Here is a 13,528-nt window from a genome sequence, read left to right on the forward strand (position 1 = left end):
TCTTTTTAGGTAAATTTAATCGTTTTCATCAGGCTTTCCAACTAGATAAAAATCGAGATGTTTTTTCACTAAATCAGTACTTTTTACTTTTACAATAACCTCATCTCCTAATTGATACATAGTGTGTGTATTTTTGCCAATCATAGCATAATGTTCTTGGTCAAAGTAATACATATCGTCTTTCATGTCTCTAACGCTTACCATGCCTTCACATTTATTAGACTCTATTTCTACATAAATTCCCCAGTCTGTAACTCCTGAAATAACACCTAAAAATTCTTCGTCTTGATGATCTTGCATAAAACGAATTTGCATGTACTTTATAGAATCGCGCTCTGCTTTTGTCGCTAGATATTCCATATTACTACTATGTTTGCATTTTTCTTCGTAAACTTCTTCGTTAGCAGATTTACCACCATCTAAATAAAGCTGTAATAAACGATGCGCCATAACATCAGGATAACGACGAATTGGCGACGTAAAATGACTATAATAATCAAACGCTAAACCATAATGACCAATATTATGCGTGGTATACTCGGCTTTTGCCATGGTTCTTATGGTTAATGTATCTACTAGATTTTGTTCCTTCTTCCCTACCACATCTGTTAAAAGCCTATTTAAAGATGAAGCTATACTATTTCTATCCTTGAAATTAAGCTTATGACCAAAACGAGACACTACTGTTTGAAGTTGCGCTAATTTAGATTCATCTGGTTCATCGTGAACACGGTACACAAAGGTCTTTTTCGGGTTTTGTTTACCAACAAACTCAGACACTTTTCTGTTAGCTAACAACATAAACTCTTCTATAAGTTTGTTAGCATCTTTACTAGTTTTAAAGAATACTCCAACAGGATTAGCTTCTTCATCTAAATTGAATTTTACCTCAACTTTATCAAAAGAAATAGCTCCGTGTCTCATACGTTGAGATCGCATCTTTTTAGCTAAACGATCCAAAACCAGAATAGCTTCTGCGATTTCTGGTTTAGTGTTATACTCCTCACCTATTAGCGAAACTTCCTTAGGAATTGTAGTATTTAATTGAGATGCTTCGACTTCGCTTAGCGTGACTTTAGGATTGTTTTCTATAATAGCTTGTGCTTCTTCGTAAGCAAAACGTGCATCGGAATACGTTACAGTTCTACCAAACCATTGGTTTTTAATTTCACATTGATTATTCATTTGAAACACTGCAGAAAAGGTATATTTTTCTTCATGTGGTCTTAACGAACATGCTCCATTAGATAAACGTTCTGGTAACATTGGAACCACACGATCTACTAAATAAATGGATGTAGCACGTTCGTAAGCTTCATCATCTAAAACTGTTCCTGGTTGCACATAGTGCGATACATCTGCAATATGGATTCCTATCTCATATAAGCCATTTTCTAAAACTTTAAAGGATAATGCATCATCAAAATCTTTTGCGTCCTTAGGATCTATCGTAAAGGTTAAATCCTTACGCATATCTCTACGCTTAGCGATTTCATCTTCCGTGATAGAAATATCTAAATCATTAGCAAATTTTTCTACTTCGTAAGGAAACTCATGTGGTAAACCATACTCAGCTAAAATGGCATGTATTTCGGTATTATGCTCACCTGGTTTTCCTAAAACTTCTAGTACTTTACCGTAAGGTGAATCTGCTTTTTCTGGCCAATCTGTAAGTGTTACCAATACTTTATCACCATCTTCAGCCTTTTTAGTTTTGTTAATTGGTACAAAAATGTCTTTGTACATTTTACTACTATCTGCAACTACAAAAGCAAAGTTTCTGTTTTGTTGAATTTGAATGGTACCAACATATTCGGTTTTAGCGCGCTTAAGGATATTGGTGATTTCACCTTCAATTTTACCACGTTTTCTGCGTTTGTAAGCATAGAATTCTACTTCATCACCATCTAGGGCTTTGTTAATATTATTAGATGCTATAAACACATCTTCTTCAAAATCGTCTGAAATAATATAACCGTTTCCTTTTGAGGCTAAATCTAAAATACCTGTATGATACTCAGCTGTAACAACTGCTTTAAATTTACCACGATCTACTTGTTCTATTTCTTGCTTAGCAGCAAGTTTTGCTAAAGTTTTTATAATCTGGTTACGGCTACTAGCGTCGTTAACACCAATAATAGCAGCTATTTGTTTATAATTAAACGATTTGTTTCGTTCTTTTTTTAGAATACTTAGAATTGTATTTGTAAGGTTAGAAATCTTGTTTTTACCGGATTTCTTTTTTCTTTTTCTTGTCATTTAATTTTGTAATCATATTCATTTCCTAAAAGTGTTAGGAATTCTTCATTTAAAACTTAATAAAGGTGGAAGTGAAGTTATTAAGTTTATTACAAAGCTACACTATAAAAATTTAAAAGTGTTTAGATAAGGTTAAATAAATAAAAATTCACTTATTCACATTTATATATACTATTATCATTTTTCTTTTAAAATTTAAAAAAATAAATAATGGTTATTATAGGGTGTTAATTACTAGTATAACTTTTTTGAATTTTATTTTGATAAGTTGAAGTTTACACTTTATTACGGTTTAGTTAACATTAAATTTACATGTAACCTCTTGATTTTTAAGAAAAGTAAAATTATTGTAAACAAGTGTTAATAACTCATGTTAATAGAAATGACTCATATTTAATTTTTAAAACACTGTTAATTTCGTCTGTTAGGAGTATGAATAACTTCCTCGAAAAAAGTGATTATTAAATTTTGATTTTAGGATTCAATTTTTGTTTGAAAAAATTCTGCAACAATCCTAATTTTTATTTTCAAAACTTGTGAACACTTATTAACAAGTAATGAGAAATTGTATTAACCAGATTTTATTATTCGTAATTTTGCAAAGCAAAACAAACACTTATTAACATGACAATTTCTATCGGTAACGATCACGCAGGACCAGAGTATAAACAAGCTATAATACAACACCTTGAAACTAAAGGGTATACCATTACCAATTACGGTACAGACACAACTGATAGTGCAGACTATCCAGATTTTGTACATCCTGTTGCAAAAGATGTTAATGACGCAAAAGTAGATTTTGGAATTTTAATTTGTGGTACTGCAAATGGAGTTGCTATGACGGCTAATAAATACCAAAATGTTAGAGCTGGTGTTTGTTGGATTGGTGAGATAGCAGAATTAGCACGTCAGCATAATGATGCTAACATTATATGTATTCCAGCACGTTATACGTCTATTCCACAAGCTATAAAAATGGTTGATACATTTCTTAACACAGAGTTTGAAGGTGGTCGTCATAAAAGACGTATAGATAAGATTCCTTTATCGTGTTAATTTATGGGGCATTCGCACTCACATAACCATACTCACGATCATAAAGATTTAAAAGGAAGGAAACTTTTAATTACAATTCTTCTCAACATTGTAATAACTGCAGCTCAAGTTGTTGGTGGCTTAGTATCTGGAAGTTTATCATTATTGAGTGATGCACTTCATAATTTTAGTGACGTATTGTCCCTTGTAGTTAGTTATATTGCTGCAAAATTATCTAAACAAAAAGCTTCTATAAATAGAACTTTTGGATATAAACGTGCCGAAATCTTAGCGGCTTTTGTTAATGCTTCAACCTTAGTTATTGTTGCTATAATCTTAATAAAAGAGGCTGTAGAACGTTTTCAAAACCCGCAGTCAATAGATTCTAATTTAGTGATATGGCTGTCTTTAATTGCAATTTTTGCTAATGGTTTTAGTGTTTTATTGTTAAAGAAAGAATCTTCAAACAACATTAATCTTCGTTCTGCATATTTACACTTATTAACAGATATGTTAGCTAGTGTTGCTGTATTAATTGGAGGTTTATTAATGAAGTATTACCAATTGTTTTGGGTAGATAGTTTATTAACATTGTTAATAGCACTTTACTTAATATATGTTGGATATGATTTACTAAAAACATCTACTAAGATGTTAATGCTTTTTACGCCCGAGCATATCAATATAAAAGATGTTGTACGCGCTGTTAATAAGCTACCAAAAGTTAATAAACTACACCACGTACATATTTGGAATCTTAGTGATCATGAGCTTCATCTAGAAGCACATTTAGACCTTACAGAAGATATTAGTACTACAGAATTTAATGATTTGCTATTACAAATTGAAGCACTTTTACATGATGACTTTGATATCAATCATGTTACCATTCAGCCAGAATATAACAAAGAAGATCCTAAGGAAGTTATTGTACAAGACTGATGCTAGATATACAAACCAAAACATTTGAACAGCTCAATACAAAAGAGCTTTATGATTTGCTTCAGCTAAGAAGTGAAGTTTTTGTTGTGGAACAAGATTGTGTTTATCAAGATATTGATGGAAAAGATCAAAAAGCTTTACATATTTTAGGTTACAAAGACGAAAAATTAGTAGCCTATACACGTATTTTTCAACCAGGTGATTACTTTGATGAAGCTAGTATTGGTAGAGTAGTAGTTAGGTGGCATGAAAGGAAATTTAAAAATGGCTATAAAATTATGAATGCTTCTATTAAAGCTATTAATGACCACTACAATACTCTTGAAATAAGAATTTCAGCACAAACCTATCTCAAGACATTTTATAACAATTTAGGATTTAAAGAAGTAGGAGAGGAGTACCTTGAAGATGGTATTCCGCATATAAATATGATTAAATCTTAATCTGTAGCCTTTTTTATAATACGCGTTACAACAATTTCTACACGTCTATCTAATTCTGGTTCACCACCAAGTGGAAATTTTCGTCTTTGACCTACAAATTTCATTCTATAGCGTTTAACACCTTTATCAGCTAAATAGTCATAAACAGTTTTTGCTCTAGCTAATGAGAGATTACGTTTTTTAGTTTTTCTATCTATGGCATCACGAGCACCTTGGGTACAACACACATGGCCTTCTATATTAAAATAAATATCTGTACGTTCTACCAGTATTTTTGCAATCTCATCGAGCTTAGCCTTAGATTCTTTGGTAAGATAACTATAACCTGTACGAAATAGGATGTTTTCTAATTGAATTTTATCTCCTTCTTTTAGTTCTCCTCTCAAAAGTTCTTCGGTAGTTTCTTTTTTAGGCTGTTCTACTTTTTCTCTTGGAGGATCGTAAGGCTGAACTATAATCTCAACTTTTCTATTTAAACCACGTATTTTATAAAGATCATTATCATTAACAACATTAAGTAAAATTTTACCTTTACCATCTACATTGGTAATTACAGATTCATCAAATTCGTTATTAGAAAAGACTTCTTTTATAGCATCTGCACGTTGTTGAGATAGCACTAAATTATAAGAGTCACTACCTCTATCATCACAAAAACCATAGATTGATATTTTCTGAATATCCATGTTCTCTATCTCTGATAAAAACAGTAAAAGTCGACTTTCTTCAGTTTCAGGAATTTCATATTCATCGGTTAAAAAATAAACCTGATGCTTTAATTCTTTTTGAGCTAAAGCAAACTGAAAACTTAGGCATATGATAAAGAGTAGGGACTTCATTTTTTTCTTAAAATTTTCTAACATTTTGAAAATTTACTTACCATTAAATATATGTAATTTTTTGTTAATTACTTATTTAACTAGTAACTAGATATTTATATACTACTTTAAAATACTAGTGTACTGACTAGGATTATTAAGTATACTAACTGCCTTTTTAATTTCGGGATTATTTACTGTGTAATAGGTATATAAGCCTTCACTATAAAAGTAGCGTTTTATAATTTCGTCTGTTAATAGAGATTTTAATTGTACTTTATTACCATCTATAGCATTAGATTTATAGGCCTGTAAGGCTGCTGATAAACTATGATATTCAGAATTAATTACACCTTCTAATTCTTCTTCTTTAGCGATATCCATGGCATCGCTCAGCGCTTTTTCGGTTTTGGTTTCAAAATCAAAACCTGTTGTTTTTAAGTAATTCTTAAATGATTTAAATTCATTATCTGATAATTCAAATTTAGTTAAATCATCAACGGTATTATCATAATAGTAATCTGTAGCAAAGTTAAAAACCAAATTCTCTCCTAAAATGGCCTTTGTTATAGGTGTTTGTTTAGCAAATTCAACCTCAACATCTGGCTGTACTCCTCCACCATCATAAACCGGTCTTCCGTTTCGAGTTTTAAACTCGTTGTAGTTTTCTTTTTTTACACGAGTGGCTTTCCCGTTTTCATCTCTATTCCAATAATCTAAAGCTTGTATACAACGTCCAGAAGGTGTGTAGTAGCGCGAAATTGTGATCTTCATTTGTGTACCATAGGTTAATGGTTTTGGGCGTTGTACTAAGCCTTTACCAAAGCTACGTGTACCAACCACAACGGCTCTATCCATATCTTGTAAGGCACCAGAAACTATCTCACTTGCAGAGGCACTATGACCATCTATTAAAACTACTAATGGTATTTCTGTATCTACGGCATCACGCTTTGTGTAATAGGTTTTATTGTACTTTTTAACTTTAGATTTAGTGGTTACCACTAACTGATTTTTTGGTACAAAGATGTTTGTAACATTAACAGCTTCATTCAGTAATCCACCAGGATTTCCTCTTAAATCTAAAATGAGTTGTTTAGCCCCTTGATTTTTTAAAGCCCTAAGCGCTCCTAAAGTTTCGGAAGAGGCCTTTCTATTAAATTTTCTAAGTACAATGTAACCCGTTTTATCGTCTATCATTGAATAATGAGGTACAGCTTTAATCTCTAAGGACTCTCTAATAATTTTTACAGTATTAGTTTTTCCTTGTCGTTTGTAGGTAACATTAACTTCAGTACCTGCAGCCCCTTGAAGTAAATTTGCAGCATCATCTTTAAAATCTGAAACCACAACATTATCTACTTTTATAATCTCATCACCAGCTTTTAATCCTGCTTTATCTGCAGCATAATTTTTATAAGGTTCTACAATTACCAGTTTGTCTTTTAGCGTTAAAACTTTAGCTCCAATACCTGTATAATCACCTGCATTATTAATTCTAGAAGCTTCTACATCTTGTTCATTATAGAATTGTGTATAAGGATCTAGATCATCTAGCATGCTTTTTATTGCCGTATCCATTAAATCACCAGGATTGGTTTCATCTACATAATTCATGTTTAATTCTTTAAACATGGTAGTGAAAATTTCTATCTGTTTTGCTATTTCAAAAAAGTCATTTCTAAAAGCTGTCGTACTAAGAAAGACAACCACGGCAATTACTGGTAGTAATATTCTTTTATGTAGGATTTTCTTCATCTTTACTGGTTTTATTTAAGAACTTCTCAAATAACAATTTCATTTTCTTATCAATGTCATCAAAAGTTGTTCCATCCTTACTAAGATACAATATCATAAACGCATAAGATGTTGAACTATTGTTAAAATAATGAGGCTTGTTAAGTCGGTAAGCTTCTCGGAGCAATCGCTTTATTCTATTTCTGGCAACAGCTGTTTTATGAATACGCTTACTCACAGATACTCCGGTTTTTAAAATTGAGTCATCTTCAAATTCAGTTTTAAGATAGATAAGTTTTAAGGGGTAAGCGGTTACAGATCTACCCTCACTGAACAATTGCTCAATCAGTTTTTTACTTTTTAGCTTGTCTTTTTTGCCGTATTTGAATTGCATATTTTAAAATAAGTAGCTCGTAAAAATAGAATTGTATTTTGTCATTACCAAAGGAAATGGCTTATGATGCCATGACAAAAATCATATTTTAAGCGCTTTATTTAGAGTACCTTACAAAGATAAATCTGATTTAAGCTTTGTAATTATGGGACATTTAGACGTAAAACAACTTAAAAGACCCAAGGATAAGGCATTATATATTCGGCATCTTATTAGAGATCTAGAAGCTTTAGATATAATGCTTAAACAAGATTTAATTGAGAAAGAACCTATAAGAATTGGAGCAGAGCAAGAATTCTGCATTACTAACCACCAATTTTTCCCTAACAACAACAATATTGAAGTTTTAGAAGCGATTAGCGACAATCATTTTACGACAGAAATCGGAAAATATAACCTTGAAATAAATTCAGATCCTTTGCTATTAAAAGGGGCTTGTTTTTCACTTTTACAACAACAATTAAATGAGCTACTTCAGAAAGCAAAAAAAGGAGCAAAGTCAAAGAATTCTAAAATTGTATTAACAGGTATTCTACCAACTTTAAGATTAAAGCACATAGCTGAAAATTATTTAACAGATAAACCCAGATATCATGTATTGAACAATTCGCTAAAGTCTTCAAGACGAGAGCATTTTAATATACACATAAAAGGTGTTGATGAGCTTAATTTAATACATGATTGTGTAATGCTAGAAGCTTGTAATACAAGTTTTCAAACGCATTTACAAATCAATCCAGATGAGTTTGTAGATAAGTACAATTGGGCACAAGCCATAGCAGGACCAGTGCTAAGCATTTGTGCAAATTCACCTATCCTTTTTGGGCGAGAATTGTGGGCAGAAACACGTATAGCTTTGTTTACCCAAAGTATTGATACTAGGAGAAATTCATTCATCCATCACGAGAAAGAGTCACGTGTTAGTTTTGGTGCCGATTGGGAAAGAGGGACGGTTACAGACATTTTTAGAGATCATATTTCGAGATTTAGAAGTTTACTCACCTCAGATGAGCACGATGATAGCTTAGAAAAATTAGAACAAGGAGACATACCAAAACTTAGAGCATTACAGTTGCACAATGGAACAGTTTACAAATGGAACCGTGTCTGTTATGGTGTTGGAGGAGGTAAACCTCATCTTAGAATTGAGTGTCGCTATATTCCGGCAGGACCAACACTAACCGATGAGATTGCAAATATGGTGTTTTGGGTAGGATTGATGCTTGGGCAATCAGAAGCGTATAACAAGATTCACGAAAAGATGGATTTTAAAGACGTTAAAAGCAACTTCTTTAAAGCGGCTCGTAATGGCATAGAAACACAATTCAAATGGAATAACAAACTCATTTCTGCCCAAGATCTTATTTTAAGTAAGCTTTTACCAATGGCTACAAAAGGGTTGGAAAAAGCAAATATCACTTCTAATGATATTTCAAAATATTTATCTGTAATTGAAGCACGCGTTAAATCACACACAGGCTCGCAATGGATGGTTGATAATTATAGAAATCTTCAAAAAACAAAAACCAATTTCGAAGCGCTTCAGAATATAACAGCTTATATGTATAAGCATCAGTTTGAAGAAAAAACAGTTGATCAATGGGATGTTTTTAATCCAGATGATAACTTAAAAATAGATGCCAGCCGAATCGTAAAACACAACATGAACACCAAAATGTTATTGGTAGACCAAAACGATAGTTTAGAGTTAGTGAGTAGTATAATGCAATGGAAAAATATTCACCATATACCAGTAATAAACAAGAGGAAAGAGCTCACAGGATTATTAACCTGGACAGATTTAATAAAACTTGGAGATAAGGATTTAGACCTACGCGTTAAGGATGTTATGACTACGGATTTAATTACTATAACCCAAGAAGCGCCATTAAATAAAGCAAAAGACTTAATGCAAAAACATAAAATTAATTGTTTGCCTGTAATTAGAAATAAGGAGCTACTTGGTATTATAACTTCAAGTGATTTTTAAAAGATGAATGCTAACCTACAAGAACATATTAAAACACTAGAAGCCTCAAACAGGGTTTTTCATCATATAAAAGGAAAACAACCTGGAGCAACAGTTGTTTTTTTTGCTGGTATACATGGTAATGAGTTTGCTGGAGTTAATGCACTAAATACCATAATACCAAAGCTTAATAAAAATGATATTAGAGGAGAAATATTTGGTGTCTATGGTAATATTAAAGCACTTAAAGCTAATAGGCGTTTTATAGATTTTGATCTAAATAGATTATGGACAGCTAAAAAACTTGAGCAATTAGAAACAGAAGAGAATCCTGAAAATGAGCTTTTTGAACAAATAGATTTATTCAAGTTTATAAAAGGTGTTTTAGCCTCTACAGACAATCCTATTTATTTTATTGACCTGCATACTACATCAAGCAAGACACTTCCTTTTATAACTATAAATGACGCTCTAATCAATCGTAAATTTTCAGCCTGTTTTAATGTACCTGTGGTGCTTGGTATAGAAGAATATCTAGAAGGCCCACTTTTAAGTTATTTAAATACCCTTGGTTATGTGTCACTTGGTTTTGAATCTGGGCAGCACACCGATCCACAAGCTATAAAAAGCTGTGAGGCTTTTGTTTATTTGGTTTTAAATCATACCAACAACTTGCTCAATCCAGAAAGTGATAAGATAAACAAGTATGAAAATGAATTAAAAAAAGCTTCAAAATCCATTGACTCAATTTTTGAGGTTGTTTATAAATATCATATTGAACCAAAGGAAAACTTTAAGATGCTTAAAGGTTATGAAAGCTTTCAATCTATAAAAAAAGGGACACTTTTAGCAAGCTCTAATGGTGAAGATATTTACTCAAATTATTCGGCAAAACTCTTTATGCCATTGTATCAAAAATCTGGAAATGATGGCTTCTTTATTATTAAGGCTATTCCACAATTCTTCTTAAAATTATCGGAACTTTTAAGAAACTCAAAAGCAGATCAAATATTAACTTTTTTGCCAGGCATTACATGGTACGATAAGTCTAAAGGAATTCTAAAAGCCAATCTAAAAGTTGCTCGATTTTTAGCAAAATCTATATTTCACCTATTTGGATATAGAAACAAACAAATAGATAAAAATTACTTGCTGCTTTACAATAGAGAGCGTGTGGCTAAAAAATCTATGTATAAGAACGAAAAATGGTATTAAAACAGGTTTATAGCTAAATTTTATCATAAAATTCTTTAAGTAATTCCGAACTTTTTGCTGTGCTATCTTTTACCATTCCCTTTGGAGTCTTTTGCATTTTTAATTCATGTTGATCATATACACCTATAAAGCGTTTATAGTTTTCATCTTTTAAGATGATATCCAAACAATGGTCAATTTTTTTATAGAAAGCATTTTTTTCTTTTTCATTTAATTTACTCAGGTTCCAAGGTTGAAGAAGTATTAAAACTTCATCATCATTAACTTCATAGTAGTAGCCAATATCGTCTTCTCCTAATCCTAGTGTCTCAGTGTCTAAACATTGCTGTAGAGCATAACTTACAGGTTCCTCTTCTTTATTGGGATAAAGCTCTGATTCGAGAAGGTCTTTTTTTAAAGTCTTAATCCATTTAGGATCTGGATTTTCAATAACATACTCATCATCATTTGTTTCGCCATCAATTTTTGACTCTTCATATGTAGGATAATCCGTATCATAATTATCTTCATAATCGTCGTTAAAACTTGAGAGTATTATTGAGTATATGGCCAAGCATATAAATAAAAACACAAATCCCAGAATAACAAAACAGCCCAAATTGAGCCATTTTGCTTTTTTAGGTGGGTTTTCATTAAATGAATTTTGAACAGCCTTTTGGTTATCAGGAGATAAATCTTTTAAATGATATGTTTTTTTACAGTGATTGCACTCTACCACAATAGCCTTTCCAGTTGAAAAAATCGGAATCCAAAACACATGAAAATAGTTTCCATAAACACTTGCAATAAATGAATTTTCACTATTGCAATGCTCGCAAGTTGTATTAGCATCTAACTTACGAGACTCAATACGTGCAGACCTTAAACCAAAGAAAACAATCATATGCTATTCTACTGTAAACGTATTATTTTCACGCTTAACATCTGCCATTAGTTTTGAAGCATCTATCTCAACAGATTTAACTGTTTTCTTAGCTTTAAATGTATACGTTGGCATTGCCCAAGCCCAATCGTCTATAATTGTTGCTAAGGTCGGTTTTTCACCACGCATCATTTGTAACGGAATGTAAAATTCTTCAGTAGTTCCATCAGTGTATGTTACAGAAAGATCTATTGGCATAGGCATTAAACCTATACGCTCTAGAGTTATTGCATTGCCTTCAACAGACTTCACACCATAATCAATAGTATTAGTAGTTTGTCCAAAATCTATAAGATACCAATCCAATTCAAAATCTGTAATGCGTTCAGCTGTTCGGATAAAATCCATTGGTTTAGGATGCTTAAACGAAAAGTCTTCGAAATACTTTTTAATAGTTTTGTTTAAATTTTCTTGCCCAATGACGTATCCTAATTGTGCAATAAATACACCACCTTTATTATAGGCTGCTGCACCATACACTTGGTTATATTTATAACGATCTGCTTGGGTGGTCAGAGGTTGTTCGTAACCAGAATTTGCCAAACCAATATAACCTCTGTATGTATATGATAAAGGATTATCACTTTTGTTACTACTAAGTTCATTTTCGGCCAAAGTAGAGATATAACTTGTAAAACCTTCGTCCATCCATTCGTGCTTAGCCTCGTTGGTTGCTAATAAAAACTGAAACCAGGAGTGCGCCATTTCGTGCGCTGTAACACCTAGTAAACTTCCATAACTGCGTTGTCCTGTAATGAGGGTGCACATGGCATACTCCATACCTCCATCACCTCCTTGTATTACAGAATATTGGTCGTAAGGGTATTGTCCTATGTTTTCACTAAAATAGGTCATTAGTTTTGCTGTATCTGGTTGAAGTTTTTTCCAGTTTTCTATGTACTTAGGTTCTAAATCCTTTTTATAATAAAAATGTAAAGTTGGTCCATTAGGCATTTCAAATGTATCATGAATAAAATCTGGATCTGCAGCCCAAGTAAAATCATGAACATTTGGTGCTTTAAAATGAACGGTCTTTTTGCCTTTTTTAGCTTTGGTTTCACTTTGAATATAACCTGTACCACCAACTACATAATCTTTATCAATAGTTAGTTTTACATCAAAATCGCCCCAAACACCATGAAATTCTCTACCTATATAAGGATCTGCATGCCAACCTTCATCATCATATTCTGCTAACTTTGGGTACCATTGTGCCATAGAAAGCGCAACACCTTCTTTGTTGTTTCTACCAGAACGACGAATTTGAACAGGGACTTGAGCATCAAAATCCATATCAAAAGTTACACTTTCTCCTGGTTGAATCGGTTGGTCTAACTTTACTTCAAGTACTGTTCCTACAGTCTCATGAGATATTGTTTTACCGTTTTGTTTTAAGGATTTTACTTTTATATATCCTATTTCATCTGGTTGAAGCTTGCTAATACGATCTCCAACTCTAGGGTCAGCATCTGCAATAGTTCTAGATCTTACATCCATTTCGCTTCCTGGTTGAAAGGCATTAAAATACAAATGGTAATACACACGATTAAGTACGTCTGGAGAGTTGTTGGTATACACCAATTTTTGTTTGCCGTTGTATTGATAGGAGTTAACGTCCATATCAATTTCCATAGTATAGTTTACATGCTGTTGCCAGTAACCATAAGAAGTGGTGTTTTCAATAGTTTTTGGAGCATTTTTAATAGGGTTCTCAGTTGCACCACACGAAAGCACTAAAGCAAAAAAGGTAAGATTAAGAAGCAATTTTTTCATTTGTATATGATTTTAAAT

General features: G+C 32.3%; 11 protein-coding genes. 5 read left to right on the forward strand and 6 right to left on the reverse strand.

The annotated features are described in order from the left end of the window. Positions 1-15 precede the first annotated feature (15 nt). Complete coding sequence (locus tag MST30_RS05720; protein ID WP_243473424.1) at positions 16-2,259, reverse strand: ribonuclease R family protein; 2,244 nt, start codon at positions 2,257-2,259, stop codon at positions 16-18. A gap of 624 nt (positions 2,260-2,883) precedes the next feature. On the opposite strand from MST30_RS05720, the gene rpiB reads away from it, so the two are divergent. The 3 genes from rpiB to MST30_RS05735 are packed head-to-tail and all read left to right on the forward strand — an operon-like array spanning position 2,884 to position 4,682. Beyond that, the gene (gene rpiB, locus MST30_RS05725; RefSeq protein WP_243473425.1) at positions 2,884-3,318 is read left to right on the forward strand and encodes a ribose 5-phosphate isomerase B; all 435 of its coding nucleotides are present in this window, start codon (positions 2,884-2,886) and stop codon (positions 3,316-3,318) included. 3 nt (positions 3,319-3,321) lie between these two features. After that, positions 3,322-4,239, forward strand: coding sequence for a cation diffusion facilitator family transporter (locus MST30_RS05730; protein ID WP_243473426.1), 918 nt, complete (start codon positions 3,322-3,324; stop codon positions 4,237-4,239). Beyond that, positions 4,239-4,682 carry a GNAT family N-acetyltransferase gene (locus tag MST30_RS05735; RefSeq protein WP_243473427.1) on the forward strand — a complete coding sequence of 148 codons (444 nt, stop codon included), beginning with the start codon at positions 4,239-4,241 and terminating at the stop codon, positions 4,680-4,682. The genes MST30_RS05730 and MST30_RS05735 overlap by 1 nt, the downstream gene beginning before the upstream one ends. Here MST30_RS05735 and MST30_RS05740 read toward each other — a convergent pair. From MST30_RS05740 to rnpA, 3 genes are all read right to left on the reverse strand, one after another. Beyond that, a complete protein-coding gene (locus tag MST30_RS05740; protein WP_243473428.1) occupies positions 4,679-5,521 on the reverse strand; it encodes an OmpA family protein in 843 nt (280 codons plus the stop codon). The genes MST30_RS05735 and MST30_RS05740 overlap by 4 nt on opposite strands. A gap of 102 nt (positions 5,522-5,623) precedes the next feature. Beyond that, positions 5,624-7,258: a S41 family peptidase gene (locus MST30_RS05745; protein ID WP_243473429.1), complete on the reverse strand. Its 1,635-nt coding sequence runs from the start codon at positions 7,256-7,258 to the stop codon at positions 5,624-5,626. Then, entirely contained in the window at positions 7,239-7,631 is a 393-nt protein-coding gene (gene rnpA, locus MST30_RS05750; protein ID WP_243473430.1) for a ribonuclease P protein component, read from the reverse strand. The genes MST30_RS05745 and rnpA overlap by 20 nt, the downstream gene beginning before the upstream one ends. 145 nt (positions 7,632-7,776) lie before the next feature. On the opposite strand from rnpA, the gene MST30_RS05755 reads away from it, so the two are divergent. After that, the gene (locus tag MST30_RS05755; protein WP_243473431.1) at positions 7,777-9,621 is read left to right on the forward strand and encodes a glutamate-cysteine ligase family protein; all 1,845 of its coding nucleotides are present in this window, start codon (positions 7,777-7,779) and stop codon (positions 9,619-9,621) included. Positions 9,622-9,624: 3 nt separating this feature from the next. Then, a complete protein-coding gene (locus MST30_RS05760) occupies positions 9,625-10,815 on the forward strand; it encodes a succinylglutamate desuccinylase/aspartoacylase family protein (RefSeq protein ID WP_243473432.1) in 1,191 nt (396 codons plus the stop codon). 13 nt (positions 10,816-10,828) lie between these two features. On the opposite strand, the gene MST30_RS05765 is transcribed toward MST30_RS05760, so the two are convergent. Both MST30_RS05765 and MST30_RS05770 read right to left on the reverse strand, forming a co-directional pair. Next, positions 10,829-11,698 (reverse strand): zinc-ribbon domain-containing protein, encoded by an 870-nt coding sequence (locus MST30_RS05765; RefSeq protein WP_243473433.1) that lies wholly within the window; start codon positions 11,696-11,698, stop codon positions 10,829-10,831. Positions 11,699-11,701: 3 nt separating this feature from the next. After that, the gene (locus tag MST30_RS05770) at positions 11,702-13,510 is read right to left on the reverse strand and encodes a M1 family metallopeptidase (protein ID WP_243473434.1); all 1,809 of its coding nucleotides are present in this window, start codon (positions 13,508-13,510) and stop codon (positions 11,702-11,704) included. Positions 13,511-13,528: the final 18 nt, after the last annotated feature.

Source organism: Winogradskyella sp. MH6 (assembly GCF_022810765.1).
In the GTDB taxonomy this organism is placed as follows: Bacteria; Bacteroidota; Bacteroidia; order Flavobacteriales; family Flavobacteriaceae; genus Winogradskyella.

Coding starts and splice junctions, on each gene's coding strand:
- MST30_RS05720 (WP_243473424.1), bottom strand. CDS start 2,259: ATGACAAGAAAAAGAAAAAAGAAATCCGGTAAAAACAAGATTTCTAAC.
- MST30_RS05735 (WP_243473427.1), top strand. CDS start 4,239: ATGCTAGATATACAAACCAAAACATTTGAACAGCTCAATACAAAAGAG.
- MST30_RS05730 (WP_243473426.1), top strand. CDS start 3,322: ATGGGGCATTCGCACTCACATAACCATACTCACGATCATAAAGATTTA.
- rpiB (WP_243473425.1), top strand. CDS start 2,884: ATGACAATTTCTATCGGTAACGATCACGCAGGACCAGAGTATAAACAA.
- MST30_RS05760 (WP_243473432.1), top strand. CDS start 9,625: ATGAATGCTAACCTACAAGAACATATTAAAACACTAGAAGCCTCAAAC.
- MST30_RS05765 (WP_243473433.1), bottom strand. CDS start 11,698: ATGATTGTTTTCTTTGGTTTAAGGTCTGCACGTATTGAGTCTCGTAAG.
- MST30_RS05740 (WP_243473428.1), bottom strand. CDS start 5,521: ATGAAGTCCCTACTCTTTATCATATGCCTAAGTTTTCAGTTTGCTTTA.
- MST30_RS05755 (WP_243473431.1), top strand. CDS start 7,777: ATGGGACATTTAGACGTAAAACAACTTAAAAGACCCAAGGATAAGGCA.
- rnpA (WP_243473430.1), bottom strand. CDS start 7,631: ATGCAATTCAAATACGGCAAAAAAGACAAGCTAAAAAGTAAAAAACTG.
- MST30_RS05770 (WP_243473434.1), bottom strand. CDS start 13,510: ATGAAAAAATTGCTTCTTAATCTTACCTTTTTTGCTTTAGTGCTTTCG.
- MST30_RS05745 (WP_243473429.1), bottom strand. CDS start 7,258: ATGAAGAAAATCCTACATAAAAGAATATTACTACCAGTAATTGCCGTG.